Origin of the sequence: Brevibacillus sp. WF146, assembly GCF_001673705.2 — a bacterium.
Lineage (GTDB): Bacteria > Bacillota > Bacilli > Brevibacillales > Brevibacillaceae > Brevibacillus > Brevibacillus thermoruber.
Map to the genome: position 1 here is coordinate 2,284,532 of NZ_CP109943.1, position 20,387 is coordinate 2,304,918.

Annotated in this window: 21 protein-coding genes and 1 tRNA gene; 16 read left to right on the forward strand and 6 right to left on the reverse strand. The window is 58.3% G+C overall.

The annotated features are described in order from the left end of the window. Window positions 1–60 precede the first annotated feature (60 nt). The 6 genes from A6764_RS11305 to glnA all read left to right on the forward strand — a co-directional run bounded on the left by A6764_RS11305 (window position 61) and on the right by glnA (window position 6,484). Complete coding sequence (locus A6764_RS11305) at window positions 61–852, forward strand: DUF4184 family protein (RefSeq protein WP_065066488.1); 792 nt, start codon at window positions 61–63, stop codon at window positions 850–852. A gap of 68 nt (window positions 853–920) precedes the next feature. Next, window positions 921–1,877, forward strand: coding sequence for an AAA family ATPase (locus A6764_RS11310; RefSeq protein WP_029099054.1), 957 nt, complete (start codon window positions 921–923; stop codon window positions 1,875–1,877). A gap of 48 nt (window positions 1,878–1,925) precedes the next feature. Continuing rightward, on the forward strand, window positions 1,926–3,218 hold the full coding sequence (gene hflX, locus A6764_RS11315) for a GTPase HflX (RefSeq protein WP_065066487.1): 1,293 nt from the start codon (window positions 1,926–1,928) through the stop codon (window positions 3,216–3,218). Window positions 3,219–3,226: 8 nt separating this feature from the next. Further along, on the forward strand, window positions 3,227–4,504 hold the full coding sequence (locus tag A6764_RS11320) for a methionine gamma-lyase family protein (RefSeq protein ID WP_065066486.1): 1,278 nt from the start codon (window positions 3,227–3,229) through the stop codon (window positions 4,502–4,504). 201 nt (window positions 4,505–4,705) lie between these two features. Continuing rightward, window positions 4,706–5,116, forward strand: a complete 411-nt coding sequence (locus tag A6764_RS11325; RefSeq protein ID WP_044898247.1) for a MerR family transcriptional regulator — start codon at window positions 4,706–4,708, stop codon at window positions 5,114–5,116. A 33-nt stretch (window positions 5,117–5,149) separates the two neighbouring features. Beyond that, complete coding sequence (gene glnA, locus A6764_RS11330) at window positions 5,150–6,484, forward strand: type I glutamate--ammonia ligase (protein WP_029099058.1); 1,335 nt, start codon at window positions 5,150–5,152, stop codon at window positions 6,482–6,484. Window positions 6,485–6,526: 42 nt separating this feature from the next. On the opposite strand, the gene A6764_RS11335 is transcribed toward glnA, so the two are convergent. Continuing rightward, window positions 6,527–7,096 carry a DUF4269 domain-containing protein gene (locus A6764_RS11335; protein WP_065066485.1) on the reverse strand — a complete coding sequence of 190 codons (570 nt, stop codon included), beginning with the start codon at window positions 7,094–7,096 and terminating at the stop codon, window positions 6,527–6,529. A 208-nt stretch (window positions 7,097–7,304) separates the two neighbouring features. On the opposite strand from A6764_RS11335, the gene A6764_RS11340 reads away from it, so the two are divergent. Further along, window positions 7,305–7,793 (forward strand): DUF456 domain-containing protein, encoded by a 489-nt coding sequence (locus A6764_RS11340; RefSeq protein ID WP_035297425.1) that lies wholly within the window; start codon window positions 7,305–7,307, stop codon window positions 7,791–7,793. A 129-nt stretch (window positions 7,794–7,922) separates the two neighbouring features. Here A6764_RS11340 and lexA read toward each other — a convergent pair whose 3' ends face one another. Next, window positions 7,923–8,546, reverse strand: a complete 624-nt coding sequence (gene lexA, locus A6764_RS11345) for a transcriptional repressor LexA (protein WP_029099062.1) — start codon at window positions 8,544–8,546, stop codon at window positions 7,923–7,925. A 157-nt stretch (window positions 8,547–8,703) separates the two neighbouring features. On the opposite strand from lexA, the gene A6764_RS11350 reads away from it, so the two are divergent. The 4 genes from A6764_RS11350 (at window position 8,704) to A6764_RS11365 (ending at window position 12,077) form a co-directional block, all read left to right on the forward strand. Next, the gene (locus A6764_RS11350; protein ID WP_029099063.1) at window positions 8,704–9,042 is read left to right on the forward strand and encodes a cell division suppressor protein YneA; all 339 of its coding nucleotides are present in this window, start codon (window positions 8,704–8,706) and stop codon (window positions 9,040–9,042) included. A gap of 104 nt (window positions 9,043–9,146) precedes the next feature. After that, a complete protein-coding gene (locus A6764_RS11355; RefSeq protein ID WP_044898250.1) occupies window positions 9,147–9,344 on the forward strand; it encodes a DUF896 domain-containing protein in 198 nt (65 codons plus the stop codon). A 90-nt stretch (window positions 9,345–9,434) separates the two neighbouring features. Beyond that, on the forward strand, window positions 9,435–9,800 hold the full coding sequence (crcB, locus tag A6764_RS11360; protein WP_065066484.1) for a fluoride efflux transporter CrcB: 366 nt from the start codon (window positions 9,435–9,437) through the stop codon (window positions 9,798–9,800). Between the two features lie 33 nt (window positions 9,801–9,833). After that, a complete protein-coding gene (locus A6764_RS11365; RefSeq protein WP_065066492.1) occupies window positions 9,834–12,077 on the forward strand; it encodes a HelD family protein in 2,244 nt (747 codons plus the stop codon). Window positions 12,078–12,148: 71 nt separating this feature from the next. Here A6764_RS11365 and A6764_RS11370 read toward each other — a convergent pair whose 3' ends face one another. Next, window positions 12,149–12,451, reverse strand: coding sequence for a HesB/IscA family protein (locus A6764_RS11370; protein ID WP_029099067.1), 303 nt, complete (start codon window positions 12,449–12,451; stop codon window positions 12,149–12,151). 113 nt (window positions 12,452–12,564) lie between these two features. On the opposite strand from A6764_RS11370, the gene ltaE reads away from it, so the two are divergent. Together ltaE and A6764_RS11380 are read left to right on the forward strand one after the other, a co-directional pair. Continuing rightward, window positions 12,565–13,587 (forward strand): low-specificity L-threonine aldolase, encoded by a 1,023-nt coding sequence (gene ltaE / locus A6764_RS11375; RefSeq protein ID WP_065066483.1) that lies wholly within the window; start codon window positions 12,565–12,567, stop codon window positions 13,585–13,587. A 115-nt stretch (window positions 13,588–13,702) separates the two neighbouring features. Continuing rightward, window positions 13,703–13,795, forward strand: a tRNA-Ser gene (locus tag A6764_RS11380). A 173-nt stretch (window positions 13,796–13,968) separates the two neighbouring features. On the opposite strand, the gene A6764_RS11385 is transcribed toward A6764_RS11380, so the two are convergent. Then, a protein-coding gene (locus tag A6764_RS11385) for an IS3 family transposase (protein WP_413541954.1) occupies window positions 13,969–15,119 on the reverse strand; the annotation gives its coding sequence in 2 pieces (ribosomal slippage) (window positions 13,969–14,858 and window positions 14,858–15,119; 1,152 coding nt in all). 119 nt (window positions 15,120–15,238) lie between these two features. Further along, a complete protein-coding gene (locus tag A6764_RS11390) occupies window positions 15,239–16,672 on the reverse strand; it encodes an amino acid permease (protein ID WP_264622231.1) in 1,434 nt (477 codons plus the stop codon). Window positions 16,673–16,995: 323 nt separating this feature from the next. On the opposite strand from A6764_RS11390, the gene A6764_RS11395 reads away from it, so the two are divergent. Then, on the forward strand, window positions 16,996–17,190 hold the full coding sequence (locus A6764_RS11395) for a hypothetical protein (protein ID WP_029099069.1): 195 nt from the start codon (window positions 16,996–16,998) through the stop codon (window positions 17,188–17,190). Window positions 17,191–17,209: 19 nt separating this feature from the next. On the opposite strand, the gene A6764_RS11400 is transcribed toward A6764_RS11395, so the two are convergent. Beyond that, the gene (locus tag A6764_RS11400) at window positions 17,210–17,944 is read right to left on the reverse strand and encodes an alpha/beta hydrolase (protein ID WP_029099070.1); all 735 of its coding nucleotides are present in this window, start codon (window positions 17,942–17,944) and stop codon (window positions 17,210–17,212) included. A 307-nt stretch (window positions 17,945–18,251) separates the two neighbouring features. Here A6764_RS11400 and pdhA point away from each other — a divergent pair, with 307 nt between their 5' ends. Continuing rightward, window positions 18,252–19,337, forward strand: a complete 1,086-nt coding sequence (pdhA, locus tag A6764_RS11405; RefSeq protein WP_029099071.1) for a pyruvate dehydrogenase (acetyl-transferring) E1 component subunit alpha — start codon at window positions 18,252–18,254, stop codon at window positions 19,335–19,337. 3 nt (window positions 19,338–19,340) lie between these two features. Further along, on the forward strand, window positions 19,341–20,321 hold the full coding sequence (locus tag A6764_RS11410) for an alpha-ketoacid dehydrogenase subunit beta (RefSeq protein ID WP_065066481.1): 981 nt from the start codon (window positions 19,341–19,343) through the stop codon (window positions 20,319–20,321). Window positions 20,322–20,387: the final 66 nt, after the last annotated feature.

Here is a 20,387-nt window from a genome sequence, read left to right on the forward strand (position 1 = left end):
AGGAGACTGGTCGAATCAGTCTATTTGTTTACATAACATATATTATGGAGAGTGAGGTCCTTGCCGTTCACGTTCGCCCACCCGGCGATCGTTTTGCCCTTTTGGCGCGTTCGCTGGCTGTCCTTTACCGCGCTGGTCTTCGGCAGCATGGCTCCCGATTTTGAATACTTTTTCCGGCTGAGGCCGTACAGCACAGTCAGCCATTCCCTGCTTGGCCTGATTGTGTTTGATCTGCCCGTCGCTTTGCTGCTGGCCGTTCTCTTTCACCGAATCGCCAAGCGCCCCCTGGTCGCCTGCCTGCCCGCCCCGTTTGACCGGGGATTGGGGTACGCTGCGGCCAAGCCCTGGGGCATCGGCTCGCTGCGTGATGGGCTGGTCTTTTCCGATTCGGCGGTGATCGGCAGCCTCACCCATATCGTCTGGGACGCGTTTACCCATCAGGGGGCGTTCATGGTCAGCCGCCTTCCGCTTCTTCAACAGCGGGTCCCGGTGCCGTGGATGGGCTTGGACGTTCCCGTCTACAAGATGCTGCAGCACGGCAGTACGCTCACCGGCTTGTCGCTGATTGTGCTGACACTCTGGCTGGCGGCGCGTCGGGGAGCGGCTGCAGGTGGCGGCGGGAGAAGTCTTCCGGCCCGGACAAAATGGCTGTATTGGCTGGGCGTGGGAGGCTGCGGCCTGCTCGCGGGCGCCGCGTGGGGATGGAGCGCTGGCGGCGCATGGCCGATGGCGCGTCTGCTGGGCGGCATCGTGCCGTTTCTGTCCGGCTGCATGGCCGGTCTGCTCGTCATGTCGTGGCTGTTCGACCGGTTTGGTCCGGCAGGTGCCCACAACAGGTACCCGGCCCTGTAGAAAAAAATGGGCAGGTTTGCCAGCCCCATGAGTATACTAAGGTATGACCATGAGGCAGGTGATCGCTGGTGAAACCGTCGGGCAATCAACCGCCGGCTGATTCGATGGCAGACAAGGCTCCGCACCGCATCCAGGTGGTGTTTCGCCGGCCGGAAAAGGTCAAACGTCCGGAAACGCTGGCCGACACGGTACGTACCACCGCCCCCGGCAATGTGGCCGCTGCCTTCGACGAGCTGGAGCGGCTGATCGGTTTGCGTGAAGCCAAAAAGCTGATGTACGAGATCCACGCGCTGCTCAGGTTGAACAAGGAGCGGGAAAAGCACAACCTGAAGCTGGAGAAGCAGGTATACCACATGGTGTTCAAAGGAAATCCGGGCACCGGAAAGACGACGGTCGCCCGATTGTTTGGCAAACTCTTTCGCGAAATGGGCATTTTGAGCAAGGGACACCTGATCGAGGTGGAGCGGGCCGATCTGGTCGGCGAATTTATCGGCCATACCGCGCAAAAGACGCGCGACCTCATCAAAAAGGCGCTCGGCGGCATTCTGTTCATCGACGAAGCGTACTCCCTGGCGCGCGGCGGAGAAAAGGATTTTGGCAAGGAAGCGATCGATTGTCTGACAAAAGCGCTGGAGGACCACGGCAACGATTTTGTCTGCATTCTGGCCGGCTATACCGATGAAATGGACGCGTTTCTGGAGCTGAATCCCGGTTTGCCTTCCCGCTTTCCCATTCAACTGCGGTTTGCCGACTACACGGTAGACGAACTGATCAGCATTGCCGAGTCGATGGTGGAGGGAAAGGAATACCGGCTGTCCCCCTCCGCCAAGGAAAAGTTGCGACAGCATCTGATGCGCAAGCGCCACGACGTGTTTGAAGTCAATTTCAGCAATGCCCGCTACGTTCGAAATGCCATTGAACAGGCCATCCGCAAACAGGCAGTGCGGCTCTTGGCCGTGCCGGAACCGACGCGCGATGACGTGATGACGCTGCAGCCGGAGGATTTTGTCTGGTCCGCTTCCTAACATCCCGGACGAATTGTGGTATGATAGGGTGGGAAAGGACGTGAATTCGTGGACGATGTGATCAAACGTGTCGAAACAGCCATCCTGGTCGGCTGTTTTTTGGATAATCGCGATGCGGAGCGGGCACGTCTCTCGATGGAGGAGCTGCACGAGCTGGCGCGGACGGCCGGCGTCGAAGTGCTCGACGTGGTCACGCAAAACCGCGAGCGCATCGATCCCGCCTGGTATCTGGGCAGCGGCAAGATTCAGGAGATCGCCCACCGCGCCCGGGAGCTGGACGTGGATCTGGTCATCTTCAACGACGAGCTGTCGCCCAGCCAGACCCGCAACCTGGACACGGCGTTCGACTGCAAGGTGATCGACCGCACCCAGTTGATCCTGGACATCTTCGCCGGACGGGCGCAGTCCCGGGAGGGCAAGATCCAGGTGGAACTGGCCCAGTACAATTACCTGCTGCCGCGCCTGGCGGGACAGGGCAGGCAGCTCTCCCGCCTGGGCGGCGGGATCGGCACGCGGGGGCCCGGGGAGACCAAGCTGGAGAGCGACCGCCGTCACATCAGGCGGCGAATCAGCGAGCTGAAACAGCAGTTGGCCGACATCGTGCGCACCCGCCAGCTTCACCGGGAGCGGCGCAAGAAAAACAGCGTCTATCAAATTGCGCTGGTCGGCTACACCAACGCCGGCAAATCCACCCTGTTAAACCGGCTGACCTCCGCGGACACCCTGCAGGAAGACAAACTGTTTGCCACCCTCGACCCGACGACGCGGCAGCTTTCCCTGCCAAGCGGCATGGACGTGCTTCTCACCGATACCGTCGGGTTTATCCAGGATTTGCCGACAACGCTGGTGGCGGCTTTCCGCTCCACGCTGGAAGGCGTCCAGGAAGCCGATCTGATCCTGCACGTGGTGGACAGCCACCATCCCGACCTGGAAATCCACATGGAAGTGGTGGAGCGCATCCTGCGCGAGCTGAAGGCGGACGACATCCCGCAGCTCGTGGTGTTCAACAAGGCGGATTTGATCCGCGAGGGCACGTACCTGCCGCCGGTGGACGATGCCATTCTCATCTCCGCGCTGCGGGACGACGACCTGAAGCGGCTGTTGGAGCGCATCGAATCGTACGTCTACGCTTCCTTCGACCGGATCACGCTGAAAGTGCCGGTGGAGCGCGGGGACATCGTGTCGCTGCTGCACCGCGAAGGCGTCGAGATGGAGCAGGCGTTTGACGAAGCGGATGCCGCTTATCTGATTACCGTACGCATCAACCGGGACCATCCCATCTACGGGAAAGTCGTCCCATTCCTCCTGGACAAGCCAGAGATTGCAGAAGAGAGTTGGTAGGAACGACGATGTTTTCATTATTCACCCATGGAGAACGGCTGCGCCCGATCGTGCAGGAAGTGGAAGCGATGATTGCCGGGCGGCATCAGGAGATTGCCGCCCTGGTCGACTACAATCAGTTGAAGGTGCTCCGTTCTTTTCAGAAGCATGAAGTAAACGAGTTTCACTTTGCCCCGTCGACGGGGTACGGCTACGACGACGCGGGCCGTTCGACGCTGGAGGCGATTTACGCGGACGTGTTTGGCGGGGAGGCGGCACTGGTTCGGCCGCACATCATCTCCGGCACGCACGCCATCGCGATCTGCCTGTTCGGCCTGCTCCGCCCCGGCGACGAACTGCTGTACATCACCGGCAAGCCGTACGACACGCTGGAAGAAGTGGTGGGCGTGCGCGGCGAGGGGCAGGGCTCACTGAAGGATTACGGCATCGGGTACCGTTACGTGCCGCTGACGCCGGAGGGCGAGATTGACTTCCCCGCGGTGGCCGAGGCGATCACCCCGAAGACGAGGGTGATCGGCATTCAGCGGTCGCGTGGATACGCTGACCGCCCGTCGTTTACCATCGCCAAACTGGAAGAGATGATCCGCTTTGTCAAAGAGCGGAATCCGGAACTGATCGTCTTCGTGGACAACTGCTACGGCGAATTTACCGAGGAGCGGGAGCCGCTGCAGGTGGGCGCGGACATCATGGCCGGTTCGCTGATCAAAAACCCGGGCGGCGGCCTGGTCAAGACCGGCGGATACATCGTCGGCAGAAAGGACCTGGTGAAGCTCGCGTCCTACCGGATGGCCGCGCCCGGCATCGGCGCGGAAGGAGGGGCGTCGCTGTACTCCCTGCTGGAAATGTACCAGGGCTTTTTCCTCGCTCCCCACGTGGTGGGCGAAGCGCTCAAAGGGGCGATCTTCTCCTCCGCGCTGTTGGAGCGGCTGGGCTTCCGGACCAACCCGCTGTGGCACGAGCCGCGCACCGACCTGATTCAATCAGTTGAATTCGGCTCGGCGGAGCGCCTGATCGCGTTTTGCCAGGGAATCCAGAAGGCAGCGCCGGTCGATTCCCACGTCACCCCCTATCCGAGTGAAATGCCCGGCTACGCCGATCCGGTCATCATGGCGGCCGGTACATTCATCCAGGGGGCGAGCATCGAGTTTTCCGCCGACGGTCCGATCCGTCCGCCGTACCTGGGCTTCGTGCAGGGCGGCTTGACCTACTCCCACGTCAAGGTCGGCATCCTGACCGCGCTGGACCTCCTGTTGGAAAAAGGGCTGCTGGAACTTCCGACCGCGTAGACCGCGTAAACGAACCGATTACCCAAAAAACGGGTGCCCAAAAAGCGGGAAGCGTCGCGAGAGACGCTTCCCGTCTTTTCGCTTTTGCTGGCTTGTACATGCATCATTTTGTGTAATCTTTTCTCACATCCATTGACAGGATTCTTGAAAAGCCTTACAATACAACCAAGGAATTTGCGAAGAGAAGAGGAGGGACACGTCATGAGTGATGACATTCGTCGGAACATGGCTCTCTTCCCGATCGGGATCGTCATGAAGCTGACCGATCTGACCGCGCGGCAGATCCGTTATTACGAGCAAAACGGACTGATCCAGCCGGCACGAACGGAAGGGAAGCAGCGACTCTTCTCCTTTAACGACGTCGATCGCTTGCTGGAAATCAAGGCGCTGATCGAAAAAGGACTCAACATCGCCGGCATCAAGCAGGTGCTGCAGCTTCAGCAGCCCGCCCCGGAAAAAACGGAGATCACCGCCACGTCCGAGGTCAAGCGGAAGGAAATGTCCGAAAAGGAACTGCATCAGCTTCTGAAGCAGCAAATTTTGTTCAACAACGCTGCTCGCCACGGCGAGAATGCGTTGATACGTGGAGAGCTTTCCCGCTTCTTCCACTAATACAAGACAACGTAAGCGATAGGAGGAGAGATCGTGAGCAAGTACACCAAGGAAGACATTATGCGTCTGGCCCAAGAGGAGGATGTCAGGTACATCCGCCTGCAGTTTACCGACCTGATGGGGGTCATCAAAAACGTGGAGATTCCGCTCTCCCAACTGCCCAAGGCGCTGGACAACAAAATGATGTTCGACGGTTCGTCCATCGAGGGCTTCGTGCGCATCGAGGAATCCGACATGTACCTTGTGCCGGACCTGGATACATGGGTAGTCTTCCCGTGGGGCACCGAGCACGGCAAAGTGGCCCGTCTGATCTGCGACGTCTACATGCCGGACGGCACCCCGTTTGAAGGGGATCCGCGCTACATCCTGAAGCGTGCGCTGAAGGAAGCGCAAGAGATGGGCTTCACCGCTTTCAACGTCGGTCCGGAACCGGAGTTCTTCCTGTTCAAGATTGACGAGAAAGGGGAGCCGACGCTCGATCTGAACGACCAGGGCGGGTACTTTGACTTCGCGCCGCTCGACCTCGGCGAAAACTGTCGCCGCGACATCGTCCTCACCCTGGAAAAAATGGGCTTCGAAATTGAAGCGTCCCACCATGAGGTAGCGCCCGGCCAGCACGAGATTGACTTCAAGTACGCCGACGCGCTGCAGGCGGCTGACCAAATCGTCACCTTCAAACTGGTGGTCAAGACCATTGCCCGTCAGCACGGTCTGCACGCGACGTTCATGCCCAAGCCGCTGTTTGGCGTAAACGGTTCCGGCATGCACGCTCACCAATCTCTCTTCCGCGGCAGCGAAAATGCGTTCTACGACGAATCCGACCCGCTGGGCCTGAGCCAGACGGCCAAACACTACCTGGCCGGCATCCTGCACCATGCCCGCGGATTTGCGGCCATCACCAATCCGCTGGTGAACTCCTACAAGCGTCTGGTGCCCGGCTATGAAGCGCCGTGCTACGTGGCCTGGTCGGCGAAAAACCGTTCGCCGCTGGTACGCATCCCGGCTTCCCGCGGTTTGAGCACGCGGATCGAAGTGCGCAACCCGGACCCGGCTGCCAACCCGTACCTGGCCCTCGCCGTCATGCTGAAAGCAGGGCTGAACGGCATCAAGAACAAAATGGAGCTGCCCGCAGCGGTGGATCGCAACATCTACGTGATGACCGAGGAAGAGCGCGAAGCTGCCGGCATCGAAAGCCTGCCGGCTACCTTGAAGGAAGCGATCGAGTGCCTGAAGGCCGATCCGGTCATCTGCGAAGCGCTGGGCGAGCATGCCCTGATCCACTTCATCGAGGCGAAAGAAATCGAATGGGATATGTTCCGCACCCGCGTCCACGATTGGGAGCGCGAACAGTACATGACCACCTATTGATCGGCATACAACGAAAAAAGAACCTGGTGACGGATGACGTCATCAGGTTCTTTTTTGTATGAGTTCCGCCAGCTCCGCGTCGCTGAACCGTTCCCACTCCAGCAGGGCTTGATAGGGATCGTCGCCGGGAATGCCGAAATAGCGGGCGAACGCAGGCTCCGTTTTCATTCCGTTCCGCTTCAGCTCCCGGATACCCTCTCTGGCCTGTTCGCCGGAGAGGGCCAGCAGGCGGGCCTCCATCACCATGTGGCGGTAGGCGTTTTGCCGATCGGCGGGTACGGGCTGGGCGAACAGTTCGAACGCAAATCCGCCGTGCCAAAAGGAAGTGACGCTGGACGGCACGCCGTTGACGTCACAGCGTTGCTGGGAAAAGCCGTCCTGCCGGCCAAACGCATCGCGAACGAAGCGATCGAATGCGTCCAAATCGCTCGCGCAGCAGATCACGTCCAGATCGCTGTCCGCCACGTCGATGTCCAGCGGAATCGTTCCCGCCAGCACCGGCTGGTATGCCTGAAGCCGCTCCATGATGCCCAAGCGGTGGATGGCCTCCCAGGCGGCGCGCTGTCGGGGGGTTCCCGCTTGCAGATACGTGAGGTCGTGCCAGTTGTTCACCTCAGTCTTCCTCCTGCGGGGGAAGCGTTTTGACAAACAGGACGCGGTCATGCCCCCGGCCGTCGTAATTGGATTCTGTCAGCGCCGTCCGCCCGTACCGCCGGGGTTCGGACGGGGCTGATCAGGCAACAATGTGGACAAGGATGAAAAGAATGATGCAACGGATGGCGCCCTGATCCGTATATCCTTACAGAAAGGAGTGTACCCGATGGAGATACTGCTGTGGATCGTCATCGTGGCGTTGTTTGTCGCAAGCATCGCCGGTATTTTTCTGCCGGTTTTGCCGGATACGATATTGCTGTGGGCAGGGTTCCTGCTGTACCACTTTGTCCTCGCCGAACCGGGAGCCGGGCTGCCGGCGTCGTTCTGGTGGGGGATGGCGGTGCTGAGCGTGCTGCTGTACGGAGCCGATTTGCTGACCAATATGTACTTCGTGAAGCGGTACGGCGGTTCCAAGTGGTCGTCGATTGCCGCGGCGGTCGGCATTTTTCTCGGGATTTTCCTGTTTCCGCCGTTCGGGATGCTGATCCTGCCGTTCCTGTTTGTGGTGCTGGTGGAGCTGTTCGTCTCCAACCAACCGCTCGAGCGGGCGGTTAAGGCGGGCGTGGGATCGCTTGTCGGATTTCTCGGCAGCGCGGTCGTCAAGGTCGTCCTGCAAATCGTGATGATCATTTGGTTCTTCATCGCCGCCTTGTAGGCCCGTGAATCGAATGGGCAGCGGGATGCAACCCCTGCCCCGGATCGTTCCGGTCTGACCGCGACGATACACAGAAAGGAGCCCGTATCTTTCGCCTACGGTCGGGAAAGATACGGGCTCCTCCTTTTGCTAGTGAATCAACCGGTACACCCCGATCACTTTCCCCAGAATCGTGACCGAGTCCAGAATGATCGGTTCCATCGTGGAGTTTTCCGGCTGCAGGCGGAAGTGGTTTTTTTCCTTGAAGAAGCGCTTGACGGTGGCTTCGTCCTCATCGGTCATGGCCACGACGATGTCGCCGTTGTTGGCCACGTTTTGCTGGCGCACGATGACGTAGTCGCCGTCGAGGATGCCCGCCTCGATCATGCTGTCGCCCGACACGCGGAGCATGTACACCTTGTCCGAGGTGACGATGTGCTCCGGCAGGGGAAAGTAATCCTCGACGTGTTCCACCGCCGTAATCGGCTGCCCTGCCGTTACCTTCCCGATGACGGGCACACGAACGACGGATTCTTCGAAGTCCTCCTGGTAGCGGTCGCCATCGGTCAACAGCTCAATCGCGCGCGGCTTGGTGGGATCGCGCCGGATCAGCCCCTTCTTTTCCAGCCGGGCCAGGTGACCGTGGACGGTGGAGCTGGAGGCCAGCCCGACGGCCTCGCCGATTTCCCGAACGGACGGAGGATACCCCTTGTCGCGGACTTCCTTGCGAATGAAGTCGATAATGGCTTGTTGTCTATTGGATAGCTTGGACATGGACCACACCCCTGTTTTCTCGAACATGTTTTCTATATTATACCATGGGATCTTGCGTTCGACAAACATAAGTTCGATTTCAACTTGACACAAAACACATGTTCGCATTATGATGAGAACAAGACGATAGAACGTATGTTTGCAGGGGGATGGTATCATGCATGCAATTTCCGCACACAACCGCTTTGCCAAAAAACCGGAGCGCCGCAGCCGCATCGGTGTGACACGCGGTCAAGCATTGGTGTTTTTCGTGGTATTCTCTCTCTTTTTTTACTTCTTGACAGAACTTGTGTTCGCATCCGAGTCGGCGTCGGTCGTTCCCGTGAAGGAAGTGACGGTTCAGCCGGGGGACAGCTTGTGGAAAATTGCCGTCCAGTACCAGGACGAAGCCGGCATGGAAGTGCGTGAACTGGTGTACGCGATCAAAAAGATGAACCGGCTGGACAACTCCAACATTTACCCCGGACAGCGCCTGGCTGTTCCCGTCGGAGAGTAGACGGCAGCGCAGGCAGCGGAGCAGGCCCAAGTTTTCCTTTCGTTTGCGTTGTGCCGCCGATGTGTTATAATAGAGCGGCATTACCGAGAGTAGGGGGAGAGGCTGTGGTAACCGACGCGGAAATCAAACGGATCAACGAGTTGGCCAAGAAATCCCGCGAAGAGGGCCTGACCGACGAAGAAAAACAGGAGCAGCAGGCGCTGCGGCGCAAGTACATCGATGCTGTCAAGGCGTCCCTGCGGGCCAACCTGGAATCGATCCGCTATGTGGAAGATCTTGAAGACAACGGTCCCAAACATTAAGATAACGTGTACTGGCACAGGAAGGCATCCACGCATGACGCTTGGATGTCTTTTTCTACGACGATATGGGCCGAACAGGGAGGAATGCGCATGTCGTGGCTGGTTGTCGCAGTGGGCGGCGCCGTGGGATCAATCATGCGGTACGGATTGGGCTTGGTGATGAACCAGCCGGGCTGGCCGGCAGGTACGTGGGCGGCCAACGTTGTGGGTTCGTTTTGCATCGGGCTCTTATACGCCTGGGGAAAGGAGCGGGGGTTTCTCTCACCGGAGCTGTACCTGCTCTTCACCACCGGGCTGTTGGGCGGCTTTACGACCTTTTCCACCTTTTCTCTGGAGGTGGTCACCTTTTTCGGAGACGGGAACATCGGACGCGGATTGGCGTATGTGCTGCTCAGCGCAGGCATTGGCCTGTTGGCCTGCGGAGCCGGGGTCTGGCTGGGCCGGCATGTGGGCTGAGCCAGCCGCGTTCGAAGCGAAAGGAGGATGGACGTGACGATTCGGCATCCGGATTACGAACGGGAACAAAAACGGCTGGATGAAACGGTGTCCGCCATCGAACGGGAGATCGAGATGCTGCGCGAAGAAGTTCGGGAAGTGACCGACGACTACGTGAAGCAGGTGGTCGCTTACAAAAAGGCCAAGGAACTGCGGTATCTGGAAGACCAAGGGAAGGACAAACCGTACTTCGGCCGGGTGGACTTTCTCAAGGACGAGACGTACGAGCTGGACATCGTCTATATCGGCAAGCGCGGGATCGTCCGGAGCGATACGTTTGATGCGCTGGTCGTGGACTGGCGCGCTCCGATTGCCGGCCTCTACTACAGCGGCGAGAGCAAGGACGCCTTCTACCGGACCGACAAGGGCATCGTCCGCGGAGAAGTTCGCCTGAAGCGGAACTTTGCCATCGAAAAGGGGAAGATTACCGGAATCTACGACGGGGCGGTCAAGGAGACGATCCACCGGGAAATGGGCCATCCCGACGAATTTCTCCAGGAAGGGTTTATCGATGAGTTTCTCGCCGCCAATCTGAACCAGACAAACGACAGCCGGCTGAAGGACATCGTGGCGACCATCCAGGCCGAACAAAACGACATCATTCGGGCGGACAAAGACCGTCCCATCGTCGTCCAAGGGGTGGCCGGGAGCGGGAAGACCACTATCGCGCTGCACCGCCTCTCCTACCTGATTTACAACTACCAGGACTCGATGATGTCGAAAAAATTCATGGTGTTTGCGCCGAACCGCCTGTTTCTCACTTACATATCGGACGTGCTTCCGGAACTGGGTGTGGATGACGTCCAGCAGGCCACGTTTCTGGACTGGGCGGCCAAGCTGGTCAAGCCGCTTCTGCCCAAAGGCTGGCGCATCACCGACCCGCAGAAGCTGCTGCGCCTGTTTTTCGAGGAAGGACAGGACCGGCGGGAACGGGAGATGACGCAAAACCGCCTGCGGTTCAAAGGCTCACTCGCCTGCAAGGCCGCCTTGGACAGCTATCTGCGCTACCTGGCGGAGACGGACATCCCTTTTAAAAAGCTGAGCTTTGTCTACAGCCGGACCCAACAGGTCTTTTCCATCAGCGGGGAGACGATCCGGGAACTGTTTACCGGCTCATTCGGCCACCTGCCCTATCGAAAGCGTCTCGAGGCGCTGCGCAAGCATCTGAAGCAGGAGATGAACAAACAACTGTTTGCCCATCTGCGAACGATGCGGATCGATCTGGACAAACAGGGACTGACAAAGTTTGAGCGGATGATGGAACAGATCCTGGAGAAGTACTTGTCGTCCTTCCCGCAGGTGGATGTCTTTGCGGCGTACCGGAAGCTGATCACGGATGAGACGCTGCTCAGACGCCTGGCGCCGGATGACGTGGAGGATAGCGTGATTGCGGACGTCTGCCGATCGTCGGCGGTGCTGTTTGCCGAAGAGCGGATCGAGCCGGAAGACGTGGCGCCGCTGTTGTACCTGCGCCATCTGGTGGACGGGCTCGAACAGGCGGAGCAGTTCGACCATACGGTGGTGGACGAGGCGCAGGATCTCAGCGCCTTGGAGATCGCCGTGATCGCCCTGGTGACGAAGCGCCAGTCCTTGACCGTGGTGGGCGACATCGCGCAGGGCATCCACGCCTACCGGGGCCTGCAGTCGTGGGACGAATTGACGGGCGGCGTCTTCGGCCAGCCTGCCGCCGCGTACTACACGCTGGCGCAAAGCTATCGTTCCACGATTGAGATCATGCGCTGCGCCAACGAGGTGCTGCGCAGGATTCGCCTGCCCGAGTCGGTGATGGCCAAGCCGGTGCTGCGGCACGGGGAAAAGCCGAAGATGCTGTCGTACGCGGCTCCGGCCGAAAAGTGGGAACAAACGGCGCGGCTCGTCCGGGAGCTGCAGGAAGAAGGCTTTCAGACCGTCGCCATCGTCGCCAGGACGGCCGAAGAGAGCAAACAGGCGTACAAGGCGCTGCGCGGCGCGATCAGCGAGCTGGTCCTGCTCGGCTCCAAAGACAGCCGGTTCCCCGGCGGCGTGACGGTCATGCCGGCGTATTTGACCAAAGGGCTGCAGTTTGACGCGGTGATCCTGCTGGATGTGGAGCGATACACGGACAGCGAGTGGGACGCCAAGCTGCTGTACGTGGCGATGACCCGTCCCGTTCACCGGCTGTTGATGCTGCACGAAGCGGGGCGGATGACCCCGCTGCTGCGGGATGTTCCCGACGAGTTGTTGTACGGAAGATCATAGAGGACGCTTTGTTCAAAAAAAGAAAGAAGCTCTCTGCGAAGGATGTCGCGCAGAGAGCTTTTTCATTGGAATCAGTGATCCCCGTGATTGCCTTTGGACGGATTGGTGATGACGTAGCCTTCTTCCGGCAGGTACAGGTAGTCAATGACCACGCCGTCCAGCAGAGGCTCGTCCTTGCTGACGATCACGTCGATCTCCTTGTCGGTGGAGACGACCGCGTCGTCGGCACCGGGCTTGTCCAGCGCCAGGCCGTAGTGGGCGTGGTCGCTGTGCTTATGCGTGACGTAGACGCGCAGTTTCAGCTCCTTGTCTTCTTCCTGGTCCAGCACGGCTTTCAGTTGCTTCGCGGCGTTGCGGGTGATTTTTACATTCATGCGGGGCAGTCTCCTTACTATTAAAAAAGTGTCCTCTCCATCTTACCAAACAGGAAAATCGATGTGCAATGCGCAAAGTGTTAAAATGGAAGGAAGAGAGGAGAGGAATCTGCATGACCATTGATTTGCGAAGCGACACGGTGACCAAACCGACGGAAGCGATGATTCGCGCGATGGCGGAGGCGGAAGTGGGAGACGACGTGTACGGGGAGGACCCGACCGTCAACAGGCTGGAGAGCATCGCCGCAGAACGACTGGGGAAGGAAGCGGCGCTGTTCGTCACCAGCGGCACCCAGGGAAACCAGGTGGCGGTGCTGACCCACTGCGTCAGCGGGGACGAAGTGATTATGGAGGCCAATTCCCACATCTTTTACTACGAAGGGGGAGCGGTTGCGGCGCTGGCCGGCGTGCAGACGCGGACGCTGGCGGGGGTTCGCGGCGCGCTGCAGGCGGCCGACGTGGCCCGTGCCATCCGCGGTGCCGACATTCACTTTCCGCGAACCAGGCTGGTGTGCATGGAAAATACGCACAACCGGGCTGGCGGCGCCGTGGTTGCGCCGGAACAGATGGAGGCCGTGTACGAAACAGCCAAACGACACGGGGCAGCCGTTCACCTCGACGGAGCCCGCCTGTTCAACGCAGCCGTTGCGTTGAGACGGGATGTGACGGAGTTTACCCGCCATACCGACTCAGTCACCGTCTGTTTGTCCAAGGGACTGAGCGCCCCCGTCGGTTCCATTCTGGCCGGCGATCGGGCATTCATCGAAGAGGCCCGCTGGTGGCGCAAAAAGCTGGGCGGCGGCCTGCGGCAGGCGGGCTACCTCGCCGCGCCCGGGATACTCGCGTTGACGGAAATGACGGAGCGGCTCCAGGAGGACCACGCCCGGGCACGCATGCTGGCGGATGGGCTGCGCAAGCTCGGCCTGCACGTGGAGCCGGTGGAGACCAACATCGTCCTGGTCCGCACGGAATCGGCCGGACTGACCGCCGGGCAGTTTTTGGCCCGCCTCGATGAACGGGGCGTGCGGGCCGTCGATTTTGACGAATACGTGGTCCGCTTCACCACCCACCGCCATATCGGCGACCAAGACATCCTCAAGACGCTGGAGATCATCGAATCGGTCTTGACGGCGTAACGGCAGAAACGTGCAGCATGCGTCCATCGCGCTGCACGTTTTTTTCGTCTGGAGCCGATTTTCCCTATTGATTTGCCGAAAAAAACGGTGTATACTATCACTCGTCACGAAAAATGGATGGGTGTCCGAGTGGCCGAAGGAGCACGATTGGAAATCGTGTAGGCGGTGTTGAGCCGTCTCGTGGGTTCAAATCCCACCCCATCCGCCATCACAAGAGAGCTACACGTCTCCCGGAAGCGGGAGGCGTTTTTTGCATGTTCCACGTTGTTCGTGGTCCATGACGTCGGCTGGGAAATGGAGACGATGGACGATTCCGGAAAGAAAAAGGCATGCCCCGTGGTCATAGCCCCGTCAAGTAGACAGTAAAAAAAGAGGAATCACCTAAGCGGCGATCGCTTCTCGATATTCAACCGGGGAGAGGTCGCCGAGTTTTTTCTGGAAGCGTTCATTGTTATAGTAGTCGATATATTCAGCAACACATTTACGTGCCGCAGCTTCACTATCTGGCTTCGCCAGGTAAAGCTTTTCCGTTTTCAGATGGGAAAAGAACGACTCGATACATGCGTTGTCAAAGCAATTCCCGCGTCTTGAATGGCTTCCCATAAGTTCTTTCTCCTCGAGTAGATCCCTGTACGATTTGGTTGTGTATTGAAATCCTTGGTCGGAATGGAGAATAGCGTTTTTGGCGTTCAGTTGCTTTACGGTGTCCAATACGAGCTGGAGATCGTTACGCGCGGATAGCTCCCATGCTACGACTTCCTTGTTACAAAGGTCTAAAATAACCGACAAATAGACAAAATCATGACCAATTCGAATATAGGTAATGTCAGTCACAAATTTCTTCAAAATGGTTTCTGCTGTAAATTCACGGTTGAGGACATTCGGAAAGACTACGGATGGTTTGCGACCTGCAAATGGCCGTTTCTTGCGGATAACTGAACGAATTCCCAGCTCACGCATCAGCCTACGCACCTTTTTGTGGTTAACCAAAACCCCTTCTTTGTGTAAAGCCGTACGCATACGTTTGTAGCCGAAATAAGGTCGCAGTCGATGAATAGCAAGGATGTGCTCTTTTACATTCGTATCCTGCTCGATACGGGTTTTACGAGATTCCCGGGCAGCTTTCCATTTGTAATAACCCGACCGCGATACTTCGGCAATCTTGCACAGCATGATGATGGGATACTTGTGATTCATTTTTTCGATGGTCCTAAACCGGGCTTGCTGATCCAACTTCCCTCCCCATGCAGATTCGGATTGAGCTTTTTTAGGTATTCGACCTGCGCTTTCAAATAGGCGTTTTCCTCTTCAAGGCTACTGAAGTGTTTCTTATTCCAACGCCCACGATAATCCTCAAACGATTCTCCGCTCTGGTGCTTACGTACCCAACTGATGATCTGTGCATCACTTTTAATTCCCAGCTTTTCTCTTATCTCCTGATAGCTCCACTGCTCTTCCAAACGCAAGCGAAGAGCCTCTTTCTTCGTATCCTCGCTATAACGAGTAAAGACCTGTCCCTTCTTTGGTGGCATGAAAAATCCCCTCCGGTCAACAGTAATGAGTCCATGATATCATGAACTCTTTTTTTACTGTCTACCTTGAGGGGATAATACCACCGCATGGACATGCCTTTTCCTTTTTTTATTTACATTTAATTGCGTTCGGAGTCTGCCTGCGGCGAAGGGGCGGCTGCCGCCGTCTGTCGCGGCGTCATCACCGGATAGAGCAGTAGCCCGACCGCGTAGAGAGCCAGTCCGAACAGCAGCGTTTTCATGTCGGCCGTCCCCGTCTTGATCACCCAGAGCGAGAACAGCGCAGCCAGCACGGCCACCACGCCGTCAAAGAGGCGGGCGCCCGGCTGCCGTTCATACGTCTCGCCGACAGCCACCAGCTTGAGCTGGAACACGGCGGAAGCCAGGTAGGGCAGGAGGATGGCCAGCGTCGCCACCGTGATGACAAAGTGGTACGCTTCGGCAATCGTGCCGGAAATCGTCGAAAAAATGAACAACTGCGACATGAGGTTCGTAACGGTCAGCGAGCGAACCGGACTTCCGCTGGCGTTTACCTTGGCGAACGAAGCGGGGAACATGCCGGCGCGGGCCGCTTGAAACGGCGGCTCCGACCCGATCAGGAGCCAACCGATGGTGCTGCCGATGAGCGAAACGATGGCCAGCACGGCCATGACCGTCCCGCCGGTGCTGCCGATCACTTGGGACAAGGCGTCCACCAGCGGCTTGTCCGACTCTCGCAGTTGTTCGAGCGGCAGGACCCCCATCGTCAGGAACGTGATGCCCATGTACAGGACGAGCGAAATCAGCAGCCCGGCGATCGTGGCCGACCGCACGTCGCGTTGGGAGCGGGCACGTCCGGAGAGGACGACAGCCGACTCAATCCCGATGAAGGCCCACAGCGTAGCCAGCATCGCCATGTTCACCTGGCTGGGCAGCCCGTGAATCACGCCCTGGTCATCCGTGATCGGGGTGTAGAAATCGCCCATGTTGGCCGCATTGAAGGCAAACAGGCAGACGCCGATAAACAGCACAAATCCCAGCACCTTGGTGGCCGTAGACAGGAAGTTCAGCTTGCCTGCGCCGTTCAGCCCCCGCACCAACAAGGTGTGGAAGCCCCACAGCAGCGCGGTGCAGACGAGAAACGTCGTGAGCTTTCCTTTTTCCACCTGAAAGGAAAAGAGCGAGAACAGGACGGTTTTGTCCTGCATGATCGGAAAAAACGCGGACAGATACCCGGCAAACGTGGTGATGACGGCGACATTGCCCGCCCAGTTTGCCACCCAGTACCCCCAGACCATGCTGAAACCGGCGATCTTTCCGGCGCGCGGATTATCAAACATGGCGCGGGCGTAGCTCTGCGGGCCGGCGGTCAAATCGGGCCGGCGGACGGACAGGTTGCCAAAGACGAGCGCGATCATCAGCACGCCAAACCCGGTCAGCAGCCAGGCGAGCAGCACAGCCAGCGGACTGGACGCTTGCACCAGCGTATTGGGCAGCATGAAAATGCCGGATCCGACCATGTTTCCCACCACGAAGGCGGTCAGCAGCCAGAAGCCCCATTTTTGCGAACTCATTGGAATCCCTCCACATGTCATGAAGTCATACCTTGATGTCAGCCCATCCGTAAAGGCGGGGTTCCGGCCGAACACAACCGGACAAGCGGGGAGGCACGCCGCAGAACAGTGCCGCGCCCGCTTCCACATAAGGTTTTACCATTTTACTTGTTTAATTATTTAATTGAGTAAAGTAAAATGAACGTTAAAAAGTATAACAGTGTTGAATATATCCGTCAACAGGGAATCGTGAGGGAGCAGGGCGGCCGCGTTCGGGGAGTAAATCGCCCGAAGCGAGCAATACTATAGGTATCCAACAATAGGGAAAAGAAAGAGGGATGCCGATGATTTCCGCCAAACAGCGCCAGTTGGTGCAGCATCAGATGCAGCGGGACGAAAGCAGGATCGTCAACATTGTGCTGAGCGACGCCAGACAGGTGGCGGGCGAGATTGAAAAGGCCACCCATCAGGGAGTATACCTGACGGATGGCAGCTACTACCCGTACGCGGAGATTCGGGAGATCAACGGATTGTATTGAGGGCCCGTGACGCGGGTTTTCACAGCGGCAGGGCGGGAAAAAAGTGGCGCAGACCGTCCGGCAGTTCCTTTTGCCACAGCCCCCATACGTGACTGCCCGGCTTTTCGCGGTAAGAGACGGCAGCCTGTTTGTCCGTGAGCGCCTGCCGGGCGGCGCGGTTCCACTCCACGAAATCAAACGTGCCGATATGCGTCTCCACAGCCGTTTCCTCCAGACCGACCACCATCCAGATGTCCAGCCAGGAGAGGGTGGATTCCTGTGCGATCCGATCCAGGGTCGGCTGGAAAAAGGCGCCGGAGAGGGACAGCACGCGTGTAAACAGATCGGGACGGTCCAGCGCGATGTGCAGGGAGACCGTTCCCCCCAGCGAGTCGCCCGCCAAGACGCGGGATTTCGGATCGCGGCGCACCGGATAACGCTCCTCGATGTAGGGGAGCAGTTCGTCTGTAAAGAAGCGTTTGTATCCGTCATGGCGCGAACCGACGGGGGAGTATTCACTCGTCCGTTTGCTTCGTTCCACGGAAACGCCGACGATGAGAAACGGTTCCACCCCTTCATCCAGAATCAGTTGGTTGGCGATGGTGGCAATCCGGCCCATGGTAAAAAAATCGTTGCCGTCCTGGCAGTAGACGACCGGATACGAGAGCAGTTCGTTGTATCCGGGCGGAAGGTACACCTTGACGGAACGGGGAGTGTCCACGTGAAGACTGGGCACTTCTTCTTTGACAATGGTACGTTTTACATAGTCGGACATGGCGATCCGCCTCCCAAGTGCAGGAATTTCCCAACTTAGCCTTGAAAAAAACTGATACAGATTTTATAGTAAATGATAACAGCAAGGAAATAAACCCTGTAATATCAATACTATAACACGTTGAACAGATATTTGAACTGAGATATAACAGGGTGTGCGAACGTGTTTGTAAGCACTTTCAGCACAAGTGAAATTTCCTCATTGTTTTTTAGGCAGTTTTCCCTCTCTGCACGAGCGCGGCTCCGGTTCCGCCGCTGCCAGCGAGGGCTGTCTAATTTTCCACGATACCAGTGACGAGGTGAAAGTGATGAGTGTAAACACTGCTGTTGAACAAACAGGCAACAACACCCCGCTGCAAATCCTTGCTCCGGACGGTACGGTTGTTCGTCCTGACCTGATGCCCAAGCTCTCCGACGATGAACTGCGCGAACTGATGCGCAAAATGGTCTTTACCCGCGTGTGGGACCAGCGCGCCATCAGCCTCAACCGTCAGGGCCGTCTCGGCTTCTACGCTCCGGTGGCCGGTCAGGAAGCGTCCATGATCGGTTCGGAAGCGGCACTGTCCAAAGAAGACTTCATCCTGCCGAGCTACCGCGACATCCCGCAAATGGTGTGGCACGGCTACCCGCTGCACAAGGCGTTCCTGTACTCCCGCGGCCACATTGAGGGCGGCCGCATTCCGGAAGGCGTCAATGTGCTGATGCCGCAGATCATCATCGCGGCCCAATGTACCCAGGCTGCCGGCGTCGCCATGGGCTACAAGCTGCGCGGCGAAAAGCGCGTGGCCATCACCTACTTCGGTGACGGCGCCACCTCCCAGGGCGACTTCTACGAAGGCATGAACTTTGCCGGCGTCTACAAACTGCCGGTGATCTTCTTCTCGCAAAACAACGGCTACGCCATCTCCGTTCCGTTTGAGAAACAAACCGCAGCCGAGAACATCGCGATCAAAGCGAAAGCGGCCGGCATCGCCAGCGCGCGTGTAGACGGCATGGACGTTCTGGCCGTGTACCACGTGGTGCAGGAAGCGAAACAGCGCGGTATCAACGGGGAGGGCGCTACCCTGATCGAGGCGCTCACCTACCGCTACGGTCCGCACACCATGGCCGGCGACGACCCGACCCGTTACCGCACCGGCGAAGAGCAAAACGAATGGGAGCAAAAAGACCCGCTGATCCGCTTCCGCAAGTTCCTGGAAAGCAAAGGGCTGTGGAGCGAAAAAGACGAAGAAGCAGTCATTGAAGAAGCGAAGCAGGCGGTTGCCGACGCCATCAAGAAAGCGGACGAAACGCCGAAGATGAAAGTGAGCGAACTGATCGACGTCATGTTTGAAACACTGCCGCCGGCGCTGGAAGAGCAAAAGGCAGAATATCTGGCGAAGGAGTCGAAGTAAGCCATGGCACAAATGACTATGATTCAAGCCATCACGGATGCATTGCGCTGTGAATTGAAGCGCGACGAAACCGTTCTCGTCTTCGGGGAAGACGTGGGGAAAAACGGTGGGGTCTTCCGCGCGACGGAAGGTCTGCAAGCCGAGTTCGGCGAACATCGCGTGTTTGACACGCCGCTGGCGGAGTCCGGTATCGGCGGTCTGGCCGTGGGTCTGGCCGTCAACGGCTTCCGTCCGGTTGCGGAAATCCAGTTCTTTGGCTTTGTGTTTGAAACCTTTGACGCGATCGCGTCCCAGGCTTCCCGGATGCGCTACCGTTCTGGCGGGCGCTACCACAGCCCGGTGACGTTCCGCTCCCCGTTTGGCGGCGGCGTGAAAACTCCGGAGCTGCACGCTGACTCGCTGGAAGGCCTGATTCTGCAGACGCCCGGCGTGAAAGTGGTCATCCCGTCCAACCCGTACGATGCAAAAGGGCTGTTGATCTCCGCGATCCGCGACAACGACCCGGTCGTGTTCCTGGAGCACATGAAACTGTACCGCTCTTTCCGTCAGGAGGTGCCGGAGGGCGAGTACACCATCCCGCTGGGCAAGGCCAACGTGGTGAAGGAAGGCAGCGACGTTACCATCATCACCTATGGCGCCATGGTTCATACCAGCCTGAAAGCGGCGGAAGAGATCGAGAAGGCGCGCGGCGCGAAAGTGGAAGTGATCGACCTGCGCACCATCAATCCGATCGACATCGACACCATTGTGGAATCCGTGAAGAAGACCAACCGGGCCATCGTCGTGCAGGAAGCGCAAAAAACCTCCGGCGTGGCTGCCGAAATCATCGCTCAAATCAACGAACGCGCCATCCTGCACCTGGAAGCGCCGGTGCTTCGCGTGGCTGCCCCGGATACGGTGTACCCGTTCGCGCAGGCAGAAGACATCTGGCTGCCTGATGTAAAACGCGTCGTGGACGGCCTGACGCAAGTTCTCGACTTTTAACGATTGAACTGCACATGTGGCGGAAAGATCAGCTTTCCGCCTTCTTTAGGCACATCTGTGCGCCAT

Excerpts from the sequence above, each read along its gene's own strand:
- A6764_RS11320 (WP_065066486.1), top strand. The coding sequence starts at position 3,227 with ATGTTTTCATTATTCACCCATGGAGAACGGCTGCGCCCGATCGTGCAG.
- A6764_RS11325 (WP_044898247.1), top strand. The coding sequence starts at position 4,706 with ATGAGTGATGACATTCGTCGGAACATGGCTCTCTTCCCGATCGGGATC.
- A6764_RS11340 (WP_035297425.1), top strand. The coding sequence starts at position 7,305 with ATGGAGATACTGCTGTGGATCGTCATCGTGGCGTTGTTTGTCGCAAGC.
- lexA (WP_029099062.1), bottom strand. The coding sequence starts at position 8,546 with ATGTCCAAGCTATCCAATAGACAACAAGCCATTATCGACTTCATTCGC.
- A6764_RS11350 (WP_029099063.1), top strand. The coding sequence starts at position 8,704 with ATGCATGCAATTTCCGCACACAACCGCTTTGCCAAAAAACCGGAGCGC.
- crcB (WP_065066484.1), top strand. The coding sequence starts at position 9,435 with ATGTCGTGGCTGGTTGTCGCAGTGGGCGGCGCCGTGGGATCAATCATG.
- A6764_RS11370 (WP_029099067.1), bottom strand. The coding sequence starts at position 12,451 with ATGAATGTAAAAATCACCCGCAACGCCGCGAAGCAACTGAAAGCCGTG.
- ltaE (WP_065066483.1), top strand. The coding sequence starts at position 12,565 with ATGACCATTGATTTGCGAAGCGACACGGTGACCAAACCGACGGAAGCG.
- A6764_RS11390 (WP_264622231.1), bottom strand. The coding sequence starts at position 16,672 with ATGAGTTCGCAAAAATGGGGCTTCTGGCTGCTGACCGCCTTCGTGGTG.
- A6764_RS11395 (WP_029099069.1), top strand. The coding sequence starts at position 16,996 with ATGATTTCCGCCAAACAGCGCCAGTTGGTGCAGCATCAGATGCAGCGG.
- A6764_RS11400 (WP_029099070.1), bottom strand. The coding sequence starts at position 17,944 with ATGTCCGACTATGTAAAACGTACCATTGTCAAAGAAGAAGTGCCCAGT.
- pdhA (WP_029099071.1), top strand. The coding sequence starts at position 18,252 with ATGAGTGTAAACACTGCTGTTGAACAAACAGGCAACAACACCCCGCTG.
- A6764_RS11410 (WP_065066481.1), top strand. The coding sequence starts at position 19,341 with ATGGCACAAATGACTATGATTCAAGCCATCACGGATGCATTGCGCTGT.